Origin of the sequence: Lacrimispora sp. (genome assembly GCF_046972725.1) — a bacterium.
Classification (GTDB): Bacteria; Bacillota; Clostridia; order Lachnospirales; family Lachnospiraceae; genus Lacrimispora.
Window position 1 is genome coordinate 748,483 of sequence record NZ_JBKVXF010000001.1, and the last position, 26,043, is coordinate 774,525.

At 42.5% G+C, this 26,043-nt stretch carries 27 protein-coding genes; 3 read left to right on the forward strand and 24 right to left on the reverse strand.

The genetic code is table 11. From position 1 onward, the window contains the following. Positions 1–137: 137 nt before the first annotated feature. Positions 138–812 (reverse strand): GntR family transcriptional regulator, encoded by a 675-nt coding sequence (locus tag ACLTWA_RS03745; protein WP_412326211.1) that lies wholly within the window; start codon positions 810–812, stop codon positions 138–140. Between the two features lie 132 nt (positions 813–944). After that, entirely contained in the window at positions 945–2,063 is a 1,119-nt protein-coding gene (locus tag ACLTWA_RS03750; protein WP_412326212.1) for a 5-methyltetrahydropteroyltriglutamate--homocysteine S-methyltransferase, read from the reverse strand. A 172-nt stretch (positions 2,064–2,235) separates the two neighbouring features. Here ACLTWA_RS03750 and ACLTWA_RS03755 point away from each other — a divergent pair, with 172 nt between their 5' ends. Continuing rightward, entirely contained in the window at positions 2,236–3,165 is a 930-nt protein-coding gene (locus ACLTWA_RS03755; RefSeq protein ID WP_412326213.1) for a LysR family transcriptional regulator, read from the forward strand. A gap of 60 nt (positions 3,166–3,225) precedes the next feature. Here the strand turns inward: ACLTWA_RS03755 and ACLTWA_RS03760 are convergent, their stop codons facing one another. From ACLTWA_RS03760 to ACLTWA_RS03845, 18 genes are all read right to left on the reverse strand, one after another. Continuing rightward, a complete protein-coding gene (locus ACLTWA_RS03760) occupies positions 3,226–3,657 on the reverse strand; it encodes a BMC domain-containing protein (RefSeq protein ID WP_412326214.1) in 432 nt (143 codons plus the stop codon). Between the two features lie 34 nt (positions 3,658–3,691). Beyond that, complete coding sequence (locus tag ACLTWA_RS03765; RefSeq protein ID WP_412326215.1) at positions 3,692–4,189, reverse strand: EutP/PduV family microcompartment system protein; 498 nt, start codon at positions 4,187–4,189, stop codon at positions 3,692–3,694. Positions 4,190–4,193: 4 nt separating this feature from the next. After that, positions 4,194–4,559: a BMC domain-containing protein gene (locus ACLTWA_RS03770; protein ID WP_412327169.1), complete on the reverse strand. Its 366-nt coding sequence runs from the start codon at positions 4,557–4,559 to the stop codon at positions 4,194–4,196. A gap of 141 nt (positions 4,560–4,700) precedes the next feature. Then, on the reverse strand, positions 4,701–6,575 hold the full coding sequence (locus ACLTWA_RS03775; RefSeq protein WP_412326216.1) for a DUF4914 family protein: 1,875 nt from the start codon (positions 6,573–6,575) through the stop codon (positions 4,701–4,703). Between the two features lie 786 nt (positions 6,576–7,361). Beyond that, on the reverse strand, positions 7,362–8,636 hold the full coding sequence (gene purD, locus ACLTWA_RS03780) for a phosphoribosylamine--glycine ligase (protein ID WP_412326217.1): 1,275 nt from the start codon (positions 8,634–8,636) through the stop codon (positions 7,362–7,364). Continuing rightward, positions 8,633–9,235 carry a phosphoribosylglycinamide formyltransferase gene (purN, locus tag ACLTWA_RS03785; RefSeq protein WP_412326218.1) on the reverse strand — a complete coding sequence of 201 codons (603 nt, stop codon included), beginning with the start codon at positions 9,233–9,235 and terminating at the stop codon, positions 8,633–8,635. Before purN ends, purD begins: the two co-directional genes overlap by 4 nt. Next, a complete protein-coding gene (purM, locus tag ACLTWA_RS03790; protein ID WP_412326219.1) occupies positions 9,229–10,254 on the reverse strand; it encodes a phosphoribosylformylglycinamidine cyclo-ligase in 1,026 nt (341 codons plus the stop codon). Before purM ends, purN begins: the two co-directional genes overlap by 7 nt. A gap of 24 nt (positions 10,255–10,278) precedes the next feature. Further along, positions 10,279–10,797, reverse strand: a complete 519-nt coding sequence (gene purE / locus ACLTWA_RS03795; RefSeq protein WP_412326220.1) for a 5-(carboxyamino)imidazole ribonucleotide mutase — start codon at positions 10,795–10,797, stop codon at positions 10,279–10,281. Between the two features lie 244 nt (positions 10,798–11,041). Then, positions 11,042–12,856: a methyl-accepting chemotaxis protein gene (locus ACLTWA_RS03800; RefSeq protein WP_412326221.1), complete on the reverse strand. Its 1,815-nt coding sequence runs from the start codon at positions 12,854–12,856 to the stop codon at positions 11,042–11,044. Between the two features lie 134 nt (positions 12,857–12,990). Then, positions 12,991–15,066, reverse strand: coding sequence for an aminopeptidase (locus ACLTWA_RS03805; protein WP_412326223.1), 2,076 nt, complete (start codon positions 15,064–15,066; stop codon positions 12,991–12,993). 4 nt (positions 15,067–15,070) lie between these two features. Then, positions 15,071–15,391, reverse strand: coding sequence for a DUF6142 family protein (locus ACLTWA_RS03810; RefSeq protein WP_412326224.1), 321 nt, complete (start codon positions 15,389–15,391; stop codon positions 15,071–15,073). Then, the gene (locus ACLTWA_RS03815; protein WP_412326226.1) at positions 15,360–15,851 is read right to left on the reverse strand and encodes a VanZ family protein; all 492 of its coding nucleotides are present in this window, start codon (positions 15,849–15,851) and stop codon (positions 15,360–15,362) included. The genes ACLTWA_RS03810 and ACLTWA_RS03815 overlap by 32 nt, the downstream gene beginning before the upstream one ends. An 81-nt stretch (positions 15,852–15,932) precedes the next feature. Further along, positions 15,933–16,082 (reverse strand): hypothetical protein, encoded by a 150-nt coding sequence (locus tag ACLTWA_RS03820; RefSeq protein WP_412326228.1) that lies wholly within the window; start codon positions 16,080–16,082, stop codon positions 15,933–15,935. Positions 16,083–16,094: 12 nt separating this feature from the next. Further along, the gene (pyrE, locus tag ACLTWA_RS03825) at positions 16,095–16,769 is read right to left on the reverse strand and encodes an orotate phosphoribosyltransferase (RefSeq protein WP_412326229.1); all 675 of its coding nucleotides are present in this window, start codon (positions 16,767–16,769) and stop codon (positions 16,095–16,097) included. 31 nt (positions 16,770–16,800) lie between these two features. Next, positions 16,801–17,703: a dihydroorotate dehydrogenase gene (locus ACLTWA_RS03830; protein ID WP_412326230.1), complete on the reverse strand. Its 903-nt coding sequence runs from the start codon at positions 17,701–17,703 to the stop codon at positions 16,801–16,803. After that, positions 17,704–18,480: a dihydroorotate dehydrogenase electron transfer subunit gene (locus ACLTWA_RS03835; protein WP_412326231.1), complete on the reverse strand. Its 777-nt coding sequence runs from the start codon at positions 18,478–18,480 to the stop codon at positions 17,704–17,706. Positions 18,481–18,489: 9 nt separating this feature from the next. Continuing rightward, positions 18,490–19,407 carry an orotidine-5'-phosphate decarboxylase gene (pyrF, locus tag ACLTWA_RS03840; RefSeq protein ID WP_412326232.1) on the reverse strand — a complete coding sequence of 306 codons (918 nt, stop codon included), beginning with the start codon at positions 19,405–19,407 and terminating at the stop codon, positions 18,490–18,492. 54 nt (positions 19,408–19,461) lie between these two features. Continuing rightward, positions 19,462–20,133, reverse strand: coding sequence for a YkgJ family cysteine cluster protein (locus ACLTWA_RS03845; protein WP_412326233.1), 672 nt, complete (start codon positions 20,131–20,133; stop codon positions 19,462–19,464). A 197-nt stretch (positions 20,134–20,330) separates the two neighbouring features. Here ACLTWA_RS03845 and ACLTWA_RS03850 point away from each other — a divergent pair, with 197 nt between their 5' ends. After that, positions 20,331–20,747 carry an Hsp20/alpha crystallin family protein gene (locus tag ACLTWA_RS03850; protein ID WP_412327170.1) on the forward strand — a complete coding sequence of 139 codons (417 nt, stop codon included), beginning with the start codon at positions 20,331–20,333 and terminating at the stop codon, positions 20,745–20,747. 54 nt (positions 20,748–20,801) lie between these two features. Here ACLTWA_RS03850 and ACLTWA_RS03855 read toward each other — a convergent pair whose 3' ends face one another. Beyond that, on the reverse strand, positions 20,802–21,578 hold the full coding sequence (locus ACLTWA_RS03855) for a nitroreductase family protein (RefSeq protein WP_412326234.1): 777 nt from the start codon (positions 21,576–21,578) through the stop codon (positions 20,802–20,804). A 34-nt stretch (positions 21,579–21,612) separates the two neighbouring features. After that, positions 21,613–23,397, reverse strand: a complete 1,785-nt coding sequence (gene pepF, locus ACLTWA_RS03860; protein WP_412326235.1) for an oligoendopeptidase F — start codon at positions 23,395–23,397, stop codon at positions 21,613–21,615. Between the two features lie 139 nt (positions 23,398–23,536). Between pepF and ACLTWA_RS03865 the strand changes: the two genes are divergently transcribed. Next, entirely contained in the window at positions 23,537–24,304 is a 768-nt protein-coding gene (locus tag ACLTWA_RS03865; protein WP_412326236.1) for a GNAT family N-acetyltransferase, read from the forward strand. On the opposite strand, the gene ACLTWA_RS03870 is transcribed toward ACLTWA_RS03865, so the two are convergent. Together ACLTWA_RS03870 and ACLTWA_RS03875 are read right to left on the reverse strand one after the other, a co-directional pair. Beyond that, positions 24,301–24,942 carry a GNAT family N-acetyltransferase gene (locus tag ACLTWA_RS03870; protein ID WP_412326237.1) on the reverse strand — a complete coding sequence of 214 codons (642 nt, stop codon included), beginning with the start codon at positions 24,940–24,942 and terminating at the stop codon, positions 24,301–24,303. The two genes, ACLTWA_RS03865 and ACLTWA_RS03870, sit on opposite strands and share 4 nt — an antisense overlap. Before the next feature lie 161 nt (positions 24,943–25,103). After that, positions 25,104–25,832 (reverse strand): YebC/PmpR family DNA-binding transcriptional regulator, encoded by a 729-nt coding sequence (locus tag ACLTWA_RS03875; protein ID WP_412326238.1) that lies wholly within the window; start codon positions 25,830–25,832, stop codon positions 25,104–25,106. Positions 25,833–26,043: the final 211 nt, after the last annotated feature.

A 26,043-nucleotide genomic window follows, 5' to 3' on the forward strand; every position in this document is an offset into this window, starting at 1 on the left:
ATAATAAAACCGTTTACAGGAAAACTGCACAACCTTAAAAAAGGCTTCCAAAGAAAAAGCAAATTTCCTGTATACAAAATACGGTAATAGAAGGATCATTCCTTTTATTACCGTATCCATTTCTAGTATGGAGAAAATCATTTAAAATATCCCGGATACTCTCTGCGTAAAGCCTCTTCATCAAATTTATATCTGGATAAATGTTTTTCCATCAGTTTTTTTGCTGTGTCTGGGTCCTTTAACGCAATGGCTTCTACAATTTCCTTATGATCGGAAATGGTTTTTAAATCCTTGACGACCGTAAGGGACATGCTGCGTATCCGGTCAAAATGTATGGTGATGCTGTCCATCAGGTGATATACCTGATCCTTGCTGGTAATGTGAAACAGCATCCGGTGGAATTCATTATCCAGCTCCAAAAGCTTTTTAGGGGACCGGTTTTCCATATAAAATTCCTGAAGCCTTACATTCTCTTTTAAATTCTCAATATCTTTGTCCGATGCCATCTTACAGGCCAGTTCCACCACCGCACCCTCAAGCACATCACGCATAAACCTTGCTTCTTCTACCAGCTCATAATCCACAAAGGCAACCGCACTGCCTTTCTGGGGATAAACTTCAACGATCTTTACTCTTGAGAGTTCAATCAGAGCTTCCCTGACTGGAGTCCTTGACAGATTCATTTCAGCAGATAATTCATTTTCACTTAACATGCTTCCGGGAATCAGATCAAGGTTAATAATATTATCCTTTAGCATCCGGAGCGCATATTCCCGTCCCGTTTCCTTTAAATTCCGTTCTGTAAGCCTCATGCCATGATCCCCTTTCATATTTTTAGAATAAGCGAAACCATTCCTGCTGTCAAGCACTGGTATACAAGTCAATCCAAAAAAGAAAAAGCGCCGCAGGAGCCAGGCTCTTATACGGCGCTTTTTCTATTTGATTTACCAGACTTCTTCTGAAATCTCTTTTACAAGTCTTAATTTCTCCCACTGTTCTTCTTCCGTCAGAAGATTTCCTTCTTCCGTGGAAGCAAACCCGCACTGAGGGCTTAAAGCCAGGCGTTCCAGAGGAATGTATTTTGAGGCTTTACGGATTTTTGCAATAATATGCTCCTTATCCTCCAGCTTTGGTGATTTTGTGGTAACAATGCCAAGCACTACCTGTTTATCTCCGTCCACATATTTCAGCGGTTCAAAATCGCCGGAACGTTCGTCATCATATTCCAGATAATAAGCAGATACATGCTCTTCTGAAAATAAATGAGGTGCGATCGGTGCATAACCGCCGGAGGAAGCCCATGTGGAATGGTAATTTCCTCTGCATACATGAGTATTGATCACAAGATCCTCAGGCTGGCCCTCAATCGCCAGATTGTTGACTCTGACGTATTTTTTCGCTTCCTCTTCCACCGATTTCTTACCGTTCTGTCTTGCTTCCCAGTATTTGGTATCGCAAAACATTCCCCAGGTGCAGTCATCAAACTGTACATTTCTGCAGCCTGCTGCATATAAATCTGCAAGCACCGTGCGGTATGCGGCTGCAATATCCTGTATCAGGCTTTCCTCATCTTTGTAAAAGGTCCTGGTCCGCTCTAAGTTATCCCCTCTTTCCAGCTCTGCCAGGAACTGAGCAGGAGCCGGTATGGTCTGCCTGGCAGTCACATTCTCATCTTCAAACAGCTTTACGAATTTAAAATGTTCCACAAAAGGATGGTTTTCTCCTGAGATCTTACCGGTGAGTCCGGCAGATTCTCCTCTTGTCACTTCGTTGTGAAAAGCATAGCCCTGGGAAACTTCCAGCTTTTCTACGCCCTTAAGCCCCCACATAAAATCCAGATGCCACCAGCTTCTGCGGAACTCTCCGTCTGTAATTACAGGAAGCCCTACCTCTTTTTGCTTCTCAATCAGCTCTGTTATGGCTCTATCTTCCGTCTTTCTTAATTCTTCTTCTGTCACCGTACCATTTTTAAAGCCTTCTCTTGCCTCTTTCAAGTACTCCGGCCTTAAAAAACTTCCTACTATGTCAAATTTAAAAGGTGCTCTTTTTTTCTTCTGGCTCATCGTTTGATCTCCTTACATTTTTATGATTGATATGAATTGTTTTTCTGACTTTCCTAAATTCTAACGCAAAAAGGAGAAAATGTATAATTCTATTAAATTATGACCTGATATAGTTTAAAACTATAACATTCTGTGTTAGAATACAAAAAAACATATGCGAAAGGAAATCATTATGACCCTACAGCAGCTTCGTTACATTATTACCATCGTCAATTGCGGTTCCATCTCTGAGGCCGCAAAACAGCTTTACATTACACAGCCCAGTCTTTCCAATGCAGTTAAGGAACTGGAGCAGGAATATAACATATCCATTTTTAACAGAACTTCCAAAGGAATCTCTCTTTCCCCTGATGGATCAGAATTCCTTTCTTACGCCAGACAGATCCTGGAACAGACCGACCTTATGGAACAGCATTATCTGGACAAAAAGCCGTTAAAGCGGATCTGTTCCATTTCCACCCAGCATTATGCCTTTGCAGTCAATGCTTTCGTGAATCTTGTTTCTAGGCAGGAAAATGACGAGTACGAATTTACACTACGGGAAACAAGAACCCATGAGATTATCGAGGATGTGAAGAATTTCAGAAGTGAACTGGGGATTCTTTACTTAAATGATTTCAATGAAAAGGTGATGAAAAAACTGTTTAAGGAAAGCGGCCTGATCTTTCACCCCCTGTTTGAAGCCTCTCCCCATGTATTTATAAGCTCCTCCCATCCCCTTTCTTCCAGAGAATCAGTGACTATGGAGGATTTAAAACCATTTCCATTTCTGGCCTTTGAACAGGGAGAAAATAATTCCTTTTACTTTTCCGAAGAGATTTTAAGCACTGTGCCCAGAAAAAAGATCATCTATGTCAGCGACCGTGCCACTCTTTTTAATCTGCTGATTGGATTAAACGGCTACACCATATGCAGCGGGATCTTAAACAGCAATCTAAACGGTGATAACATCATCGCTGTCCCTCTTAGCACTTCCGAATATATGAAAATCGGCTGGATCACAAATCCGAAGGTCCATTTAAGTATCTTTGCAGAAAATTATCTGGCAGAGTTAAAAAATCTTATCCGCAATGACGGACTGCCCCTTTGCACGGAAGCATAAAATAAAGGACAAAAAAGACAGCATCCCAGAATCCTTCCATTCGTGATACTGTCTTTTCTATTACCGCTCTGTCACCGGGCAGGTCTTATAATTCAGACCCTCTCTAAAATATTTTACGATCTCTTCAACAGCCGTTTTAACTTCAATCCGGGGACCCGTGAGGATTAAGGTGCCGCTGAACCGGTCCAAAAAACCGATAATTACATCTCCGTTCTTTACCGCAATATCTGCCGCAATGATGGTTGATTCCGGAGGCGTCATGTGAATGGTGCCGATGGACATTCCGGTAAAATCCATTCCTGCATTGGCTCCAATATCCAGACCCAGGTTCTTATAAACAGAGGCTTCCGAGACACCAATTACATGTGCCAGCGTGATTTCCCGTCCGGCAACCGTAACATTGACCATCCGCCTTTTCCCGCCTTTTGAAGGCTCAAGAATCCTTGCAAAAAGGCTTTCCACACTTTCTTTATTTCCCTTATTATCTGTCATACTCCCACACTCTCATCGCTTACGTTTATTTCTCTTATAAATCCCACTCTCTTAAACCCTTTTCCTGTGCCTCCATAATTTTATCCCATGTCATTTCTTCTTTTTCTTCATTCAAATATTCAATGAGAGCCTCTATGCCTTCGCCGGTCATACTGCTGACTGGAAAAATTTTTTCGCAGCCGGCTTCTTCCAGCCATTGACGGACCATGGCTGTATTGGCGTCCGGGCAGTCGATCTTTGTAATAATTCCGATCACAGGCCGGTTGCATGCAGTGGAAACCCCAGGGGAAAACAAATTAAAGGGCTCATTCGCGCTGCAGAGCAGTCCAATGACATCTGACTCATAAGAAAAGCAGCAAAGTCCCTGTAAGGAAAGATTTTTGTTTTCCATATATTCCCCAGGTGTGTCAATGGTAATATCCCAGTGATTGACATACTGGGTCTTATGATAGACAACCGGCTCTCCCTTTAATGCCTGGGTAAGAGAGGTTTTTCCGGCTTCACTTCTGCCGCATAAAAATAACTTTTTCATATGATCACCGCTTTGTAATCGGGCAGGTCACATATCCCAGTGCATTATGAAAATATTCCACAATCTCTGTGATTGCAGCATTTACCTCCGCAATCTCTCCGGTTATAATGAGTGTCCCGCTGAACCGGTCGGCAAAGCCCAGATAAATATTTCCGCTTTTAACTGCAATATCAGAAGCGATTACGGCTGACTCCGGCGGAGTCATATTCATAATGCCGATTGCAGAAGAATTATAATCAATTTCCGGGTTCAATCCTAACTTACGGTAAACAATGGGCAAAGGCCCGCCAATAATATGTGCCAGTGTAATTTCTCTTCCGGCAACAGTTTCCTGAACAATACGGATCTGCTCCCCATTTTCTTTTTCCATCATAAACACCTCGGTCTTTACTAAAAATATAAATTGCTGTCATAATTATAACCCTTGCCCCAAAGGGGAAAGTCAACAGCAAAACGACTAATTTAAGAAGAACCTTCCCTAGCAGAGGAAGGTTCTTCCATTTCACTTAAATTAATATCTCATTGGAATAATATTCATGTATTCTTCCACCGTAGCTCCCTTATAGAACATATCGATGATCTGTTTTCCCAATGGATTTAATTCGTCTGTATTATACTGTTCAAGCTCCTGCTTAAAGAAATCTGTAAGAATCTTTGCTCCTGCATCATATCCTTCCAGACCGACCTCCTGCTGTGTTTCCGGTCTTAAGAATGCTCTGCTGATATACTGTCCGTCAATCTTTAAGGATTCCAGACCAAAGCCCAATAAAGGACAGCGGGATTCTATCAGATGCTCTGGTTTGAATTTAGCACTTCCGCGGCGTGCGATATACTCTCTGGAAACCCACTGCGGCATAAAGCCTACTTCATAGACTCCGATATGCTGGTTTGGAATCAGAACATAACGGGTATTGCTGGAATTCACGATCTGTTCCAGAAGAAGATTTGCCTGAGTAACCTTTTTTCCGGTTGCAAATGGCCAGTAGGAACCAACCCCTTCACTGGTCATCTCCAGGGAATCAATGATGCTTGGATTGTTATATCCTCTGGGAGCAACCAGACGCCATAACCAGGCAAGCGCCGGAGGAAGCACCTGAAAGATTCCCATAATTCCATAAGATGGGTTTTCTTTGGTACAGGCTGGTGTACGTACACCAAAACTTCTTACATCGACTTCAACGGCACCGTTAATGGCTTTTTCGATCATCCATCTCGGCAGGATAACTCTCGGGTTCGGGCAAGGCTTTCCGTTGGAATCCATAATGTGCTCCCATGGAAGGCTTGTAGCGCCAGGAACAGCTTTCATATTTAAGTAAACAAGCGGCTCTTTTGGCTGAATCAGCAGCTTTTCATACTGCGGAGAAGAACCGTAGTGCTTAATGTTATCAAGACGAAGGAACCAGGATGATTCTGCATCGGTTACAACCAGCTTTTTGCTTTCATTCTGGATCGCCGGATGGCATAAAGCCATATCATCCGTTACAGGAATCAGATCACAGGAATCATTGAATACCAGATAACTCTTCTCTCCGGTCAAAGTGTTGGTACCAAGCAGAGCTCTTCCATCCATCTCTCTGTGAATGTCCTCGATCATCTCACTTTTTCCGCCGCCGGAGGCACCTTCATGCATGATGACGATCTCATTATCATATGGTGTGATAACCTTTACCGTAGAAGCATGTGCGGTAACCCAGCCCTCAGACTCGCCGATATTTAAAAGCACGCCGTAAATACCCTTTTTGGCACTTGGACCTGGATATAAATTATAAGAATATACCTCATGAATATCATCCAGACGATTGTGGATTACAACCTGTTTTCCGTTAAAATGGGTATGACGGAATGGGGGAGCCAGATATACAATGGCTTTCAAATCAAATTCACTGATATCATCAATATTCTCAAATCCCTGTAAGTCTGCCATTGCTGCGGCAAAAAAGCCTGCGTTGGCGGGAGCGATCAGAACAGAATCATATCCGTATTCAACACCACCTGACTTAAATGGGAAGAAAATAAGCTCCTGATCCTTTAGCCAGTCAAACGTCTCCGTTCTTAAGGACTTAAAATCACTTTTATAAACATCCTCATATCTCGGTTTATCTGTTGGCTTATCATCTGCAATGATAGTACAGTTAGGATCACGCCTTCTCATGTAATCTTCCATGTAGTTGACTACGATTCCGTTGGTACAGCGGGTAGCAATTGCTTCCAATACCATGCCCTTGCCTTTGACATCATATTCAATGTGGTATTCTTTATTTTCTGCATTTCCCATAGCAAGCTCCAGAAGTTCGGCTCTTGTTTTTGGAATGATGACCCCTTTGGAATGATTCAATATATCCAGTACATACTCCGGCAAATTTAATTTACGCAAACATTCAAGCATTTTTTCCTCCATTCCTGTGCATATTTATGCACATCTTTCGTTCGATCCGAATATAATTCAGATACAAACGACGTAGTTAATTCTCCCAATTTTCTAATGTAATACTAATCCCCTTTTGACATTGAAAATAATGCTGACGTATTATTCTCCCAAAATCCTTTTCTTCTTTCATTAGAATCCATTTTTCCTAAAATTGTGTAACATCTAACGTCTATGACCCATCGATCAGCCTCCTTTATCATCTATATGAAAAGCCGATATCCAAAACTTGGATATCGGCTTGATTACGACTTAGAACAATCCCTACTTTGTGATGTCTTCCGTTACTATTTAACTGTATAAAGCATTTCCTTAAGTTCCAGCCACAGTTATAAGAATAGCCTTTCACCTGATCTGGTTTCCTGTCAGAGTGGGTACTTGTGATGACAACATCCATGATATCCGTTAAATATTTTCAAATGTTTTTCTCTCAAAATCATAAGAATCCTGTATAATTAACCGCCAGCTAAGGCTCTGCCGCCAAATCCTTTCGCATCGTAATATGCCCTCAAAGACTGACTGCTATCCCATCATTCATCACGCAGGCCGCATGAAATATCAGAGCAGCCAACAGCTATAACACCGATGAACACACATGCACTCCGGCTTTAACAGCAATTGCCCGACTTCACATTCAATACGCACCATACATTAGTCATAACATACCATGAAACGTAAGCCATGTCAACGATTTTTTTATAAACCAGACACAATTTACTCATATTTATAAGGTGAAAAAAACAAATTTCAGAGGTCATCAATGGCCTTGCCAATGTCATTTCTCATATACTTATTCTCAAAAGATACCCATTTTACTGCTTCATATGCATTGGATCTGGCATCTTTTAAGTCTGTTCCCAAAGCGGTTATTCCTAAAACCCTTCCTCCGTTGGTCACAATCTCTCCCTTATCGTTAAACTTACTGCCCGCATGGAACGCATAATATCCTTCTTTTCCCTGAAAAGCAGTAAGACCGGATATTGGAAAGCCTTTTTCATAATGTTCCGGATATCCCTCGGATGCAAGAACCACACATACCGCCGCATTATCCTCGAACTGAAGATCTATCTGGTCCAAAGTACCGTCAATACAGGCTTCAAATACGTCCACGATATCATTCTTCATGCGCGGAAGCACAACCTGGGTTTCAGGATCTCCGAATCTGGCATTATACTCCAGAACTTTAGGGCCTTGCTCCGTCAGCATTAATCCAAAAAAGATAATTCCCTTAAATTCTCTGCCTTCTTTTTTCATCGCCTGAACAGTGGCTTCATAGATATGCTCCCTGCAGAATAAATCTACTTCCTCCGTATAAAACGGGCTTGGAGAAAAGGTTCCCATACCTCCTGTATTAAGCCCCTGATCGTTATCCTTTGCCCGCTTATGGTCCTGGGCAGATGTCATGATCTTCACTGTGTTCCCATCAACAAAAGAAAGGACAGATACTTCCCTGCCGGTCATGAATTCTTCAATAACAATCCGGTCTCCGGAAGAACCGAACTGCTTATCCAGCATCAAGGTCTTTACTCCGGCTCTCGCTTCCTCCCGTGTATTGCAGATCAGAACTCCTTTTCCAAGAGCCAGACCGTCCGCTTTTAACACAATGGGCATAGAGGCTGTTTCAAGATATTTCAGTGCCTCCTCCGGGGAATCAAAGGTTTCATATCCTGCTGTCGGTATGTTATACTTTTTCATTAAATCCTTGGAAAAAGACTTGGATCCTTCCAGGCAGGCGGCATTTTTACGGGGGCCGAACACCTTAAGACCTGCAGCTTCAAATGCATCGACCGCTCCAGCCACCAGCGGGTCATCCGGTCCCACAATGGTCAGGTCGATTTTATGTTCTCTGGCAAATGCAACCTGCTTTTCAAAATCCATGACTCCGATATCCACACATTCTGCCAGCTGTGCGATTCCGGCATTCCCAGGGGCACAGTAAATTTTTTGGACTTTTGGACTTCTGGAAGTCTTCCACGCGATTGCATGTTCTCTTCCGCCGCCTCCTATGATCAGAACCTTCACACTATCTCCTCCTGTCCGTTTGCAATCATTTGAATAGCTTTTGGCAAAATGATCCATTCTGCCTCTTCCATGACCCTTCTTTGCAGATCTTTAGGCGTATCCCCTTTACGGACTTCAACCGCTTTCTGCAAGATGATGGGCCCGGTATCTGTGCCCTCATCTACATAGTGAACCGTTGCTCCCGTAATCTTTACGCCTCTCTCCAAAGCTGCCTCATGAACCTTCAGTCCATAATAACCTACACCGCAGAACGAAGGAATCAGGGAAGGATGTACATTGATGATGCGGTTCCGGTACTTTTTAATCATGGCTTCCGGTATGGCAACAAGAAATCCGGCAAGAACGATCAGGTCCAGCCGGTATTCATCTGTCTTATTCATCAGTGCCTGATAAAACTGCTCTCTGTCTTCAAACTCACGGGGAGAGATGCAAACCGCATCAATCCCGTGATCTTCTGCCCTTTGAAGGGCATAAGCACTGCTGTTGTTGCTGATGACAACTTCTACGGAAGCATTGGTTATGGTACCATTGTCTATGGCATCTAAGATGGCCTGAAGATTGGTTCCTCCTCCGGAAACAAACACGCCGATTCTCAGCATAAAGTCACGCCCTTTTCCCCATCCGTTGTACGCCCGATCACATAAGGAGTCTCTCCGGCATTGCGGATTGCCTCCATCGCCGTATCCACATCTTTTTCATCTACTGCAAGAACCATCCCGATTCCCATATTAAAGGTGTTATACATAATTTCTTCTTCAATGTTTCCTTTTTTAGACAGAAGCTTAAAGATGGCAGGCACTTCATAGCTTTTTTTATCCACAAGGGCACAAATGCCCTCAGGAAGCATCCGCGGAATATTTTCATAAAAGCCGCCGCCGGTAATGTGACTGCAGGCTTTGATCTTCACTCCGCTCTCTTTGACATGCTTTAACGCTTTTACATAGATTTTTGTCGGAACAATCAGCGCTTCTCCCAAGTTTTTTCCTAACTCTTCATAATAGACAGAAAGGCTTTCCTTTGAAACATCAAATACCTTACGGACAAGTGAAAAACCATTGCTGTGAACACCGGAAGATGCCATTCCAATCAGGATATCTCCTGCTTTTAATTCTGCTCCCGTAATAAGATCCTTTTCATCGACCACACCCACGGAAAAACCGGCCAGATCATATTCATCCTCCGGATAAAAACCAGGCATCTCTGCGGTTTCTCCTCCGATCAATGCGGCCCCGGCCTGTTTGCAGCCATTTGCAACACCGCTGACTATTTCTGCAATTTTTTCCGGAAAGTTCTTGCCGCATGCAATATAATCAAGGAAAAACAACGGCTCTCCCCCTGCACAGGCGATGTCATTCACGCACATGGCCACACAATCAATTCCTACCGTATCATGCTTGTCCAGCAAAAAAGCCAGCTTCAGCTTCGTTCCTACTCCATCTGTACCGGAAACCAGGGTAGGTTTCTCCATATCTTTAAATGCGGAAATGGAAAAAGCTCCTGAAAATCCCCCCAGGCCGCCAAGAACCTCTGGTCTCATTGTCTCCTGTACATGCTTTTTCATTAATTCAACTGACCGGTATCCGGCTTCAATATCTACTCCAGCATTCTTATAATCCATAGCTTTCTCCTCGCTTCCGGTATTTTATTTCTTCATTTGGGCTGTATATTCCTTATAACCGATCTCATCCAGTCTTTCTGCCTTTTTTACCACTTCATTTTTTAAATTCTCGGAATATTCCTTTAATCTCTTCAAAAGCTCTTCATCACTTGCTGCCAGGATTTTAGCTGCCAATATTCCTGCATTGGTTCCTCCGTTGATCGCAACGGTTGCTACCGGAATGCCGGATGGCATCTGAACGATCGAATAAAGGGAATCCACTCCGCCAAGGTCAGAAGTCTTCATTGGGATTCCGATAACCGGCATAGGGAACAGGGCGGCACACATCCCCGGAAGGTGAGCGGCTTTACCTGCGCCTGCGATGATTACCTTAATGCCCCTTGCTTCTGCTGTTTTTGCATATTCAAAAAATATATCCGGCTCTCTGTGGGCAGAGATAACAGTCATCTCAAACTCCACACCCAGCTTCTCTAAAATCTCTGCTGCCTGAGCCATAACAGGCATATCTGAATCACTTCCCATAACAATTGACACTTTTGCCATAGTAAATTCTCCTTTTCATTCTCTATAATATGGTAACTCATTATTAACGGTAATATTATTAATTAGTTTGATTAATATATTGCATTCATTAATCAACTACTGCTTATTAATTATAATACTAGTTTTTTTCTGCTGCGTCAATGGTTTTCTGCATTAATTTAAGTATAACCAGAGACCGATAAAACAAAAACGCAGAAACCGGAAAGATTTTTGCTCTCCAATTTCTGCGCCTGATTATCTGGGATTAATATTTACCGTTATCGTAAGAAGTAGTATCTTCAAAATAAACTGGATCTATATTTACAGCAGGTGCTTCCGGTTCTTCCTCATATTGGGGAATCTCCGGCTGTATGGCTTCACTCTGATATTCATCAGCTGCCGCACCGTCGTATAACTTAAACCGCTGAACAAGTCCTTTCATGATCTGAGCCTGACCCGATAATTCTTCGCTGGCTGCCGCACTCTGTTCTGCAGTCGCAGAGTTGGTCTGAACCACACTTGATATCTGGTCAATTCCCTGAGTTACCTGGCTTACTGCAACCGCCTGCTTATCGGAAGAATCTGCCACCTCTTCAATAATCATATTGATACGCTTGGTACCTTCTACGACTGCCTGCATGGATTTGGCGGTTTCTGCCGTAATCTTCGTTCCATTTTCCACGGCATGCATGCTTTCTTCAATCAGAAGAGTTGTATTTTTTGCCGCCTCACCGGATTTGCTGGCAAGGTTGCGGACTTCATCAGCAACCACTGCAAAGCCCTTTCCTGCCTCTCCGGCACGGGCTGCCTCTACAGCTGCGTTCAATGCCAGAATATTGGTCTGGAAAGCAATATCTTCAATCGTCTTAATGATTTTACCGATCTCATTGGATTTGTCACTGATTTGAAGCATAGCCTGATTCATCTCAGTCATCTTCTCATTGCTTAAAGCAACATTCCTTGACGCTTCTTCTGCTTCAAGACGGGCCTCTTTTGCATTCTGAGCGTTGTTGTTGATCTGATTGGAAATATCGTTAATGGTGGCAGCAAGCTCCTGAATGGAGGATGCCTGCTCGGTAGCTCCCTGAGAAAGTGCCTGAGCACCGGAAGAAACCTGTTCGGAACCATTGGCGACCTGGTCGGCTGCTTCGTTGATACGGAAAAGTGCATCGCTTAGATTATTACGGATATTGCGCATTGCCTCCATAATCGGCTGATAATCATAAACATACTTCTCCCGGCATTTGGATACGATTTGAAAATCTCCTGATGCCATAGCGCCTAAAAGGTAAGTAATATCATCGATAATAGTGCTGATATTGGTTATCGTAGTTCTCATGCCATTTGCAAGACTTCCCAGTTCATCGCGGGACTGGTAGCTTAAATCAACATGAAGACTGCCCTTTGACATCTCTCCGGCTGCCTTTTCGATCTCTTTTACCGGCTTAACAATACTTTTTGTAATCATGGAAGCCAATACAATGGTAGCTACAGCTCCAAGAATCTGGAATATAACAATAACAACCTCGATAAGTGTCATAACAGACTGTGACTCTTTAAAATCACTATCTGCACTTACTTTTGCAGAATCACTGATTTTCATCAAGTCATCCTGTGCCTTTAAGTAATACGGTTCCAGAGAATCAAAGAAGAGATTGGATGCCTGACGGCTCTTATTCTCCTTCGCAAGAACAAAGACCTGTTCCTTAAAAGGTTCTGCCTCCTGTAATGTTTTTGCGATATCATCTACAAGTGTCTGATCCCCTCTGAAATTTTCTTTCAGATACTTGATTCCTTCTTCCAACTTGTCGAAATCAGCTTCTGCGGCATCAATATAAGAGGCCGTCGTATTCACATCAAGGCTCATCGTGGCATAGCTCACGTTCTTCGCAGAGGACTGGATGTCCCGTCTCATTTCCACAGTCAGCAGGGAAATTTGATGGCCGTTGTTATAAAATTCAACAAACTTACTATTATTTGTAATCAATCCATACAAGGAACTACAGGAAACGATTAAAAACAAAGCAAATACAATTCCAAAAGCAATTGTTATTCTTTTACCGATTTTTAAATTTTTCATTTGGTACCCTCCATCTGATATCTATTCTTCTTTTGTTTCGTCTACCCCCAATATCGACATTTTACGGCAATTCTTAAGTAATTCTACAAAATTCTTAAATTACCAGCATGATTAAAGGCTACCCTTCCCTAAAATCAGACACCTGACAAAGGAATATTTAATTCTTCAATGCCATCTAATACAAACCTGCCATCTTCTATAATACGCACCCTTTTTCCTTCTGCAGTAACCGTTTCAATCCGGTCCAGTTCCGCATACGGTATGGTTATATCTGTGTGACAGCTGAAATAAGCTTTTGAAAGGTCTTCTTTTCTAAGCCGGGACACTTCATTGTCTCTGGCAATCACTTCTTTTCCATTGGGATTATAAACAGGACTATCCTCCGCCCAGCTATAGCAGGTATCTCCTACGGCAAAATGAGGCCCCATTTTCTCCACAATTAAGATAGGAAGCTTATCAAGAATTCCAAACTTTCTTGCCATGGCATATGCTGTGGTATTCGTGCCGATTGCAAACTCTCCCATTGGAAGTGTGTCATGATTCTTTAATATGACCTGTTTGATCAAAGCTTTTCCCTCCGCCGGATCTTCAAAATTGCTGCAGGAATAATCGGTAATCATACCGTTTTCAAAAGTCATCCTCAGATCTTTAAACTGGAAGTCCATAATATAGACAGTACTTACAAAAAGAGTACCTTCTGTTCCGGTAAGCACCGGAGAAGTGAATACTTCCCCCAGAGGAATATTTACATCCGCTACACAGTTTTCAAAATTCGTCTCTTTTTCCCTGTCACGCAAAGCATGCAGGGCTACTTTGATGTGTGTTTTATTATTGCCTTTTCCAGTAACCTCCACATATTGCGCTTCATCAAGAGCATCAATGATAATCTGCTGTAACCCTTTATATTTTTCATAATCAAGCGTATTGATGGCGATTGTCTCTTCAAATATCTCTTCAAACTTTTCCCCAATAGCCGGTACAGGAAAAGCAATGATGGTAAAGCTGGTCTCATCTCCGGGAATGAACTGGTTTAAAATTCTTGAAGTTTCATTGGACATTTCTGCCGCCAGCTTCTCCTGTCTGCCATCAAGGCTATTGGCCTCTGGTTTATTGACCGGATGAAATCCTTCTTTTCCAAAGGTTTCTATCACTGCCGGTCCCGCATACTGAAGTGCCAGATCCTTGTACGTTTCGTATGCCACTTTCATAACAGCAGCCTTTCTGTCCTTGAATGCCTTATTCAAATAGATGGCATCGTCATAACGGTGGTCATAATCATACTGGCGGTTCGGAGATGTACTGTAATATCCGGCTTTTCTCCCTGCATTTGTATTGACGGCCCATACAGCAGCCCGGCAGAGAATGATTTTAAGCCCCATCTTTTCAAAATTCTCCATGGCATATTTCACCATTCGTTCAAAGCCAATTTCATACCGGATCTGTACCGCTCCTTTTTTGGACAGATCTCTGCCCATGACTTCAAAGCCTTTCCGGTAGCCTTCCGTATAGGTATCTGCCATCAGACGGACTTTTTCCTCGGGAAGAGAATTCAAAAATTTTGCCACCTTACGCTCTGAATCCGAAATATATTCACCAAAATAATACAGATAGCGAAGATCCGATAAATCGTTTTCCTTAATAATATCTGCTGCAAAAGAAAGAGAAGGATCAAGACCTTCCCGAACGCGATAAGTGACTGTATGATCTGTATAATCACTAACAAACCAGTATAACACTTCTTTTATGGAAGAAGCTTCCGGAACCTCTTCTTCAAACATATTGTAAATTTCTATAAGGACTTCATTTAAGATCGTAATATCTGTAAGACGCCACTCATGCACAAATACAATATCTCCCCTTATTTCCTTATATAAATAAGAAAGAAGCCGCCCGTAATCCTCCCCCAGCTGTGCCACTGCATAGGCGGGATTCGCATAGCTGCTTTCATAATTCCCTGGTAAAATATCCTCATAAAGCCTCTGGTTCCATTCTTTTAATTCCTCAATAGAAGCCGTCTTTTGGTTTCCCTGTTCTATAAACGATAAATATTCCCCTATCATTTGAATAAATGAAGCCGTTTTTGCAAAATAATCACGGAATGGTTTCTGTACGGTTTCTTCCGTAGCCATCTGCCTGATTCGATCCATTGACAATTCAAAGCGTTCCATTATTATTTCATTTTCCTGCTTAAATTCCATTTTATAATCCATGATGTTACCCCCTTATTCCGATAATAATTAAAACGATCCAGAGAATTACAAGAACTCCACTGATTCCTATGCCAATTCTGGACAGTATATATTTTTTTTCCTTTTCAAAAAAGGAAAGGACACCATAACCGAGGGAAACAAAGGATATGATCAGGCTGCAAAAACAGACAGCCGCAACATTCAGCTGCGCCTGCCCTGCCGCCATTACCGAACTGGCGATTCCAATGATTCCCAATACCAGCGCCCCAACAGAAAGCCCCAGAGACAGAAAACTTTTCCTGGCAAAAGGTTTTCTAATGTAGGACACTTTTTTCTGTTTTTTCACGCCTTTTCCTCCTAACTCTTATGTGCTGCACAATTTTATACAGAATATAACCCAGAATTCCTCCTGCCGTATTCAAAATCATATCATCTACATCAAAGCTCCCAACCTTAAACACCAACTGGATCGTTTCAATCGTCAGGCTGAACAGAAAGCTTAACAGCACGGTATTAAAGAAACGGCGGCTTCGGCGGCTGATGACAGGCAAAAAGAAACCAAAAGGCATAAATCCTGCAATATTCCCGACGATATTAAGAAGAAAAGACTCAAGTCCAACCACCTTGCGGTAAACAATAAATCGCCGTATCTCCTTCAATGGGACCAGATTGTAAGCATAATCCTGTCTTAAATGGCTTCCTCTGCCAAAAAAATCGGAAAAGAATAGAAAGTAGGCCAAAAAGATTAAATATATTAAAAAAATCACCCAACCCATTTTCTGCCGTTTTGTAGCATTTTTAATCATAACAGCTCCATCTTTTCATAGAAAGAGAATAACTGTCTGAAAACCATTCCTTCCTAACAGCTTCCTCCATGAGTAATCGCCTTAAAATGTAATTTCTGATTTTCTTTTCAGAAGAAATGATCCATTTATAATTGATATGATTCCAGCAGCAAGTCCGATAACAGTCACAACAATTCCTACAGCCAGGCTTAATGCTCCTACATTTCTCATAGTCTTGTATACTCTTTCCATATCAGTCTCTCCTTATCTTACACCATAGACGTCGTAATAAGTGTCAATTGCAGCTTTTAACGTATCATCGATGACGATCTTTCCATTACATTCTTTGTTATATAAGTGGTCAATGACCTCTGCCATGGATACAATTGCAGAAGCTTTAAATCCATATTTTTCCTGGATCTCATCAAGAGCGCTCTTATCTCCCTTGCCCTTTTCCATACGGTTTAAGGATACCATAAGTCCCAGAATTTCCACATCGCCCTGGGCCTTTATAATAGGAAATGTCTCTTCAATGGATTTTCCGGAGGTCGTCACATCTTCAATAATTACGACCCTGTCTCCGTCTTTTATGGGGCTGCCCAGAAGAATTCCTGTATCACCGTGATCCTTTGCTTCCTTTCGGTTGGAACAATATTTGATTTCCTTTCCGTATAGATCATGAAAAGCAATGGTCGTAGCAACGCTTAAGGGAATCCCCTTATAAGCAGGTCCGAACAGCACATCAAAATCATCGCCAAAATTATCATGAATGGCCTTTGCGTAATATTCTCCCAGCTTTTTTAATTGTGCTCCCGTTACATAGGAACCTGCATTCATAAAAAAGGGGGATTTCCTTCCGCTTTTCAGTGTAAAATCACCAAACTTAAGGACTTTGCTGTCCACCATAAATTCTATAAATTCCTGCTTATACTGTTCCATCTTTTTTCCTCTCCGTTCTATTAATTCTCGCTTACCGTACAGCACCGATTAAATCCTGAATGTCATCCACACCATACTTCTTCATATATTCCTCAATGCCCTTGACTACCTCACTTGCCGCATAAGGATTCCTGAAATTCGCCGTGCCGACGGAAACTGCAGTAGCTCCTGCCAGAATAAATTCCATGGCATCTTCCGCATTCATGATTCCGCCCATACCGATGACCGGAATCTTCACCGCATTGGCAGTCTGATATACCATGCGGACTGCAATCGGCTTTATGGCCGGACCGGAAAGCCCTCCGGTTTTATTTGCTACTGCAAATGTCCGGCGGTTAATATCGATTTTCATACCGGTCAGCGTATTAATAAGAGAAAGTACATCAGCACCTCCGGCCTCCGCCGCTTTTGCCATAACTGTAATGTCCGTTACATTGGGGCTTAATTTCATGATCACCGGCTGCTTTGCGTACTTTTTCACTTCACGGGTAATTGCTTCCACTGCTTTTGGGTCCTGGCCGAAGGCAATTCCGCCCTCTTTTACATTGGGACAGGAAATATTGATCTCCAGCATGTCCACCGGCTCATCTGCCAGCCGTTCCACCACTTTAAGATAATCCTCGGTTGTCTTTCCGCAGACATTGACAATGATCTTTGTATCATATTTCTTTAAAAAAGGAACATCTCTTTTAACAAACACTTCCATTCCAGGATTCTGAAGGCCAATGGCATTGATCATTCCGCCGTAAGTCTCTGCAATTCTGGGAGTGGGATTGCCGGGCCAGGGAACACTGGCAACGCCTTTTGTTACCACTGCACCAAGACAATTCAAGTCAATCATTTCCCCGTATTCTTCGCCGGAGCCAAAGGTACCGGAAGCTGTCATTACAGGATTTTTCAGTTCTATTCCAGCCAGATTCACTTTTGTATTCATCTAAAAGTCTACCTCCTCTGCCTGAAATACAGGGCCGTCTTTGCAGACCCTTTTGTTGTGGACCATGGAATGTTCGTCGATTCCGCTGCTCTTGCATACGCAGGCAAGACAGGCTCCGATTCCACATGCCATCCGCTCCTCCAAAGAAAGATAACATTCTATCTGATTCTCCGATGCATATGCTTTTATTGCTTTTAACATGGGGGTTGGACCGCAGGCAAAAATTACGTCTCCTTTTAATCCATGCTCCCTTACCGCATCTAGGACATTCCCTTTTGTGCCCACGCTTCCATCCTCTGTTGCCAGAAAAACATTCCCATAGGGTTGAAACTCTTCATTTAAAAAGAGAGAATCCCGGTAGCCCAATATGATCTGCTTTTCACAGGACAGCTGCTTTGCAAGTTCCAGCATTGGCGGGATTCCAATTCCACCACCGATCAAAAAAGCCTTTCTTCCGGCTGCTCCTGCCTTTAGAGGAAACCCGTTGCCAAGAGGTCCCATAAGTTCAACAGTTTCGCCTTCCTTATACCGGGAAAATTCTTCTGTTCCGCTTCCCAGGACACGGTATACGATTCTCAAGAGGCCCTTTTCCCGGTCAACTTCACAGATACTGATTGGCCGGGGCAGCAGCTTTGCACTGTCTTTTGTATACAGAGAAATAAATTGTCCTGGTACTGCCTTTTCTGCAATGTCTTTTGTTTCCAGCCACATGCTGTATACACCATCCGCCAGCCTGGTCTGACGGAAAATCCTTGCTGATTCCATTACTTTCGCCATGATTCCTCCCTATAATACCCGGTTGATATCAGCAACCATATCGATCACTGCCTGCCTGGAGGCTTCACCAAAGTGTTCTGCTCCATATTTTTTGTATTTATCCTGCTTATACGCAGCAATGATCCCTCTGGAAGAGTTTACGACTGCGCCTAATCCATCTTCATTGAAACACGGTTTTAAATCCTCGGCAGTTCCTCCCTGAGCACCATATCCAGGAACCAGAAAGTAAGTGTTTGGCATAAGTTTTCGAAGAATTCTGCTCATCTCAGGATAAGTAGCACCTACAACAGCGCCTATATTGCTGTAAGTTCCATCCATGGATTCTTTTCCCCACTCAACTACTTTTTCCGCAACCAACTCATACAATGGGCGGCCATCGATCAGGCGGTCCTGAAATTCTCCACTGGAGGGATTAGAGGTCTTAACCAGTACAAAAAGCCCCTTGTCTTCTTCATTGCACACATCAACAAAAGGCTTTATCCCATCGGTACCCAGGTACGGATTGACCGTAAGAAAATCTGTGCCAAAACCGGAAAAGTGATTGCTTCCAACCTTTACCTTGCCGATATGAGCGGTGGCATAGGCCGCAGAGGTGGAACCAATATCACCTCTCTTTGCATCTCCAATGACGAGAAGTCCTTTTTCCTGGCAATAATTGACGGTCTTTACGTAGGCTTTCAACCCTTCAATGCCAAACTGTTCATACATTGCGATCTGGGGTTTTACGGAGGGGACTAAATCGTATACATGATCAATAATTTCTTTGTTATACTGCCAGATGGCTTCGGCTGCGCCTTCCAGTGTCTCACCGAATTCTTCAAATGCATTTTTTATCACATGCTCCGGTATATAATTAAGCATCGGGTCCAAACCTACACAGACCGGTGCCTTTGTCTTCTGGATTTTCTCAATTAACTGCCTGATCATTGTCTCCTCCTTAGGTATCTTTGTCCATATTATTCTCTATTCTTTCCAATTCTATCATAAGAAGGTACTGGCTTCAAGCCTTTTGTTCTCCAGCCTTTTTTCAAACTGGCTGTAAAAATCTTCTTCATAATTATAAGGAACAAGATAAAAATTCTTTAACACATACATACTGACCTTGTTTGCAAAAGCCGGGTCCTTATTCTGATCTAACTGCTGCTCTAAATATTTTAAAAAGAAATGCCAGTCCAGTACAAACTTTTCATACTGTCTTATATCGGGAGTATCGATCCATTTCCGCACCTTTACCTTTGTTCTGGTTTCCATTCGGCATTCCTGTGTCTGCAGGAAATATTGAAACCCCTGTTCTTCATAAACTCTTCCTAACGGGAATAAACGGCATATCCCGGGCCGGAAGCGGTGAATGCTGCAGCGTCCCTCTCCATTTAAGAAGCCGCACCGCTCTTCCTCACCTGACATCCTTAAATTAGGGAGCACGATACCGTCCACAACATTTAATTCAAGCTTATCTGCAAGCAGTGTCTCTATGGTGCAGGAAAGGTTTTTTGTCAAACGGAAACAGTCAAGAGGATCCAGAATGACCGACTGCCCCATTCCCTGACAACATGCATAGCAACCTTTGCAGTCTCCGCAGTCCGCCTTCACCATATCATTTAATCCATATAATTTTCCATCCGAAATCTCATTGAAATCGACTTCCCGCTTCATATCCTGGCTGACCTCGCTTCTTCCATATTAAAAACATGGTTATTTTATCATTTTCCCCGGATACTATCAATAAAAAATTTTTTAAAAAATTAGCACTCAACTATTGACAGTGCTGATAACGTGTGTTATATTACATGTATAACAAATAGCACTCACACCAAACAAATGGTGCTGTAGGAATTGCAAAAGGAGGAATGATTATGTTACTGGCAAGAAGAAACAATTTATTTGATGACTTTTTTAATGATCCGTTCTTTTCAGATGCATACCTGAACAGGCAACCTTTGATGAAGACCGACATTGAAGATGATGGTACCAATTACATCATTGATCTGGAATTGCCGGGATATAAAAAGGATATGGTAAAAGCAGAGCTGAAAGACGGATATCTGACCATTTTTGCGGAAAATGACTCTGAAAACAGCTCTGAAACGGAGAAAAATTATATCCGCAGAGAACGTTACCACAGTTCTTTAAAAAGAAGCTTTTATGTAGGATCCAGAGTAAAACAGGAAGACATTAAAGCATCCTTTGAAAACGGAATCCTAAGACTTACGATTCCAAAGGATACACCAAAAGAAATTGAGCAGGCTCAATATATTCCAATTGAATAATTTTTAAAAGCAGAAGGCTCAAGTGACTTGAGCCTTCTGCTTTTATGTCTAAAACTATCCGCAGTTAAATTCCTTTATATATGCTGTCGTTACATAGGTACCGCTTTTATAAGATTTTTTTGCCATGGCCTCATCGACCTCCAGCTTTATGTTCATCCACATCTCTTCCGCCGCAATGGTCAAATGGGACAGCATAATCCCAATGCATAGCTCACGCATGGAAACAAGCGGTGAGGAAGGCAAAAAATCTCTGCACGCAAAAATATAAATCCTGTCATGATAAACGATAAACCGCCAGGGCTGAGTGTTCATGGAAGAAGGGGCAAGCCTTGCTGCTTTTAGAATGTTCTTAATGGGTTCGCCTACTTCCTCCTTAAATACACACAACTCTTTTAACGGCAGCCGCTTTGCAGTGGCAGGATCCCGATAAAGCAAGGTTTTGGGATAACCAAAAGCAACGGTAATCACCTGCTTATACCCCTCCGGACCCTCCTCATGAATCTTTGCATTTCCAAGGTAACAGGTTCCAAGACCCTTTCCTGTCATATAAAGCAGTACCGGTTCCAAAATATATCCGGCATTAGCCAGATACCCGGACTTCTCCTCCGAATAAAAAGCCAGATAATACGGTGCCTCCACTTTCCACAACCCTTTGACCGGAAGGCGGCCGTCCAGATTTTCATATAGTTCCATTTTTACAGAAATGTCCGGATGAAGCTTTAACACACAGTTCCCGAAATAAAGAATATCCTTTAAAAGCTGTTCCGGGACCTGTTCTCTTTTAAATTTCCTGATGGATCTTCTTTTAAATATCATCTGATAAAGATTCATACCTGCTCCCCTCTTCTCTAACCAGCAATCAAACTTAAATAAGCCCTCTCATTTCTTTTAAAAGCCCGGAAAAGACTAAAAGCGCATCTTTTACCGGTTCTGCCGTTGACATATCAACACCGCAAAGCTTTAAAAGATCTATGGGAGTCTTGGAATTTCCGCCGCTTAAAAATTTAAAATACCCCTTGATTGCTTCCTGATCTCCCGCAAGAATTTTGCTGCTTATAGCAACTGCGGCTGAAAATCCTGTTGCATACTGGTACACATAAAATGGTGTATAAAAATGCGGAATTCTGGACCACTCATAGTCAATTTCCGGATCAACTACCATATCTGGTCCAAAATAATATTCATTGAGACGACGGTATGTCTGACAGAGGAGTTCCGATGTCAATATCTGGCCTTCCTTGACCATACGGTGGGTTTCCGCTTCAAACTCTGCAAACATTGTCTGCCGGTAGAGCGTTCCTCTGAAACTGTCCATAAAATGATTGACCAGGTAAGCACGTTCCTTTCTGTCTTCCGTCGTATTCAGCAGGTGGCGGATGAGCAGGGCTTCATTGCAGGTGGAAGCCACCTCCGCTACAAAGATTTTATATCCGGCATCCACATAAGACTGATTTTTATCGGAAAACCAGCTGTGAAGTGCATGCCCCATCTCATGGGCAAGGGTAAAGACGCTGTCAAGGGTTCCATTGAAATTAAGCAATACATACGGGTGAACTCCATAAACGCCCCAGGAATATGCCCCGCTCCTTTTTCCTTCGTTCTCATACACATCGATCCAGCGGTTTTCAAAGCCTTCCCTCAGCAAAGAAAGATATTCTTCCCCCAAAGGTTTTAACCCTTCCAAAACCATGGCTTTGGCCTCTTCAAAGGTAATTTTCTTTTCTTTTGCAGATACCATGGGCACATACAGATCATACATATGGAGTTTTTCTACCCCAAGTGCTTCTTTGCGAATGGAAACATACTCGTGGAGATAAGAAATCCCTTCATGGACTGCTGTTATCAAATGATCATAGACCTCTTCAGGAATCTCGTTCTCGGACAGGGAGTGAGCCCTTGCAGAAGGGTAGTTTCTTGCCGCAGCATAGAAAGCCGCCTTTTTCACATTGGAAGCAAAGGTAGCTGCCAGTGTATTCCCAAACTGTTTGTAGACGCTGTAAAGAGCTTCAAAAGCAGATTTTCTCACCTCTCTGTTCTGCTTTTCCATTAGGGCGATATAATTCCCATGGGTAATTCTGACCGGAACATGATTCTCATCCAGGATCTCAGGAAATTTCACATCTGCGTTGTTAAACATATTAAATATATCCGAAGATCCGGATGTGGCTTCCATGGATTTTGCCAGGAGCGCTTCCATAGATGCAGACAGCGTATGGGCCTTCTTTTTTAAAATAATCTCAAAGGTTCTTTCGTAACGTTTCAGGCCCTCTTCATTCTTTTGGAACTCACGAAGGGTTTCTTCCGGAATTGCAAGAATCTCCGGTACTAAAAATGCGGAAAGTCCTGCTGCCTGATAGGACAGGGCTCTTGCCCTTGCCGAAAATTCCTGGTATCTTGCATTGCCTGTGTCTTCATCTGATTTCTGTTTTCCGTAAACAAATAGCGTTTCTATCTTTAAGGACACCTCTTCATCGAACTTCAGACAGGAAAAAAGCATCTTGGCGGAATCCGCCAGATGTCCTTCAAATTTTTTATAACCGGAAAGTTCCTGCTCTGTCTCATGGAACAAATCCTCCCAGGCTGCCTCAGACGGCAGAATATCTGCCAGGTTCCAGGTATCGCAAACTGGTATTTCATCTCTTTTTTTCAATGATTTCCCTCCAACCGATTTACTTGTGTTTATTCTATCACCCATATTTCAAAGAAACAACCGTAAATATGGAAATATTTTATTGAATTTTCATGTTTTTTTGTATTATACTATAGGAAAACAAATCAGGAGTCCTGCTATGAATGTGATCCGTACGAATTCCCTCAGTCAAAGACAAAAATATGATTTATCCATGCTGCAGGATGCCTGCAGAGATCATGACAGCATATCTTTAACAATTCCACTGGAAGAGGATTGTATCTATTACTTATTATACGACGAAGATGTCCTCTTATCCGCTCTCAGCGCATTTTTTACCGAAAACAGGGATTACGAATGCAGTGCCTTTACCTTTCCCAGTCACCGCAGGAAGGGTTACTTCGTCCGTCTGCTTAAAGAACTTTTAAAGGAAACCGGGGAAGCTGATCTGATCTTTCCCGTAGATGAGAACTGCCCGGATACTCTTTTCGTTATCAATTCCATAGAAGCCTCCTTCTGGTACCAGGAGCACATTATGGAACTGCCTCTTTCCCAGCTGTTTAAAACCGGCCGTTCAAAAGATGGCCGCTACTCTGATAAATTAGCCTTATCCATTGCCACTTCACCGGAAGAGACACCCATTCAGTGTGTATTTCTGTTGGACGGCAGCCCTGTGGGATCCTGCTTTCTGGACTCCTTGGCAAATGGTGCTTACTTTTATGGCTTTGAGATTGCAGAACCTCTTCGCAATCAGGGGCTTGGAACTGCCTGTCTTTCGCTGTTTTTAGATACCTATTTTGCTCATCCCAATGCAAAACGGTTTAAAAAACTTTTTTTACAGGTATCCGGCCTTAACGAACCGGCTCTCGCCCTGTACAAAAAAGCAGGATTCCAGATTACTGAAAGCCTGTCCTATTATGTATACTAAACCTGTTTTCTATCACGTATCATACAATATTGTTTTAAATGGAAATGCTTTTCAATAACTTCAAACAATTCAAACCCAAAATGCCTGTAAAAAGCTACATTATTCTCATTATGAGTCTCCAGAGACACCATGAGCCTGTTTCTGTCTGCGTATTCCGCAGCTTCCCTTAACAGAATGGTGGAGATTCCATGATGCTGCATGCCGGGACGTACTGCCAGATAGATGATGTGAAGCCTTTCTTCCATATGAAGTTTATCGGTCCATCTTGAATTTAAATAATCCCTTCCCTGAATAAAATTCCAAAAAGTCCGAAGGGATGGATCTTCTTTGATCAGATAACCGTCTGTTTTCAAATAAGCAGCGGCTTCCGATAAATAACATCGAATGAAATTATGGGACTCTGATTCATCTTCTACCACCATGATTCCATGAATTTCTTCACTGTCCGCAAATATTTCACAGGTCTCAAAAAATTCTTCCATATCGCAGGCAAACAGTTCCGGAAGCAGCCGGCTTCTGGTTGCCTCGTCAGGAATTAGTTTGCAGTAAAGGGGATCTGATGCAAAGCATTCTGTCAACAGTCTTTTTAATTTCTCCACATCTTCTTTTTTCACCCGGTATAATCGGTCACTATCCATGATTCAGAGCCTCTTTTTTGTGTTTTTCTACAATCTTTGACACGGTGATTGTAGCACATTCTTTTGCTCACTTCAATCCGTTTTAACTGATGTTTTTCAGCTGACCTTAATTGGCAAAAAGAGTGAGTAAGGATTATAAATCCTCTCTCACTCTTTTTATATTATTCGTCCCAGTTATGATAAGTTGCCTGCACGTCATCATCAGCATCGAGAAGATCCAGAAGCCGGTTCATCTTTTTGATGGATTCGTCATCAGTAAGTTCTACCCAGGTCTGAGGAATCATAGTAACATCTGCTTCAACCATGGTGATTCCTGCTGCTTCCAATGCTTCTCTTACTGCACTGAACTCATCCGGTCCGGTGATGACTTCAAAGCTGTCCTCTTCCTCTGAAAAATCCTCTGCACCTGCATCCAAAGCTACCATCATCAGTTCGTCCGGATCCATCTCACATTCTTCCTTGTCAATAATGATCTGTCCCTTTCTATCAAAAAGGAAAGAAACACAGCCAGGAGTTCCTATATTGCCGCCGCCCTTTGTAAATGCACTTCTGACATTTGCCGCCGTACGGTTTTTATTATCTGTCAAGGTATCTACGATGATTGCAACTCCGTTCGGGCCATAACCTTCGTATGTAATTGTTTCATAATTAACGGAAGCCGCATCACCGGCTGCTTTTTTAATGCCGCGCTCAATGGTGTCGTTTGGCATGTTATTTGCTTTTGCTTTTGCAATGATATCACGGAGCCTGCTATTATTGGCAGGGTCTGGTCCGCCTTCTTTTACTGCTACTGCTATCTCTCTTCCGATGACAGTGAAAATCTTGCCTTTTGCGGAATCGTTCTTCTCTTTTTTGTGTTTGATATTTGCGAACTTTGAATGTCCTGACATCGTTTAAAGCACTCCTTTTCTTTCTCTATTACGTCCTTATTTTTCTAAAAACCAAAATCTTTTCCATTTTAACACTATTTTTTTCATCTTGCAAGAATAAATAATGCACAGCCACCGCTTCCAACTGCTTTCACACAAGGAATCTATGGAGACTGTGCCAATTTTATAGAAAGGCTTTCGTGATTCTTTTCGCTTTCTTTTCCCATCACTT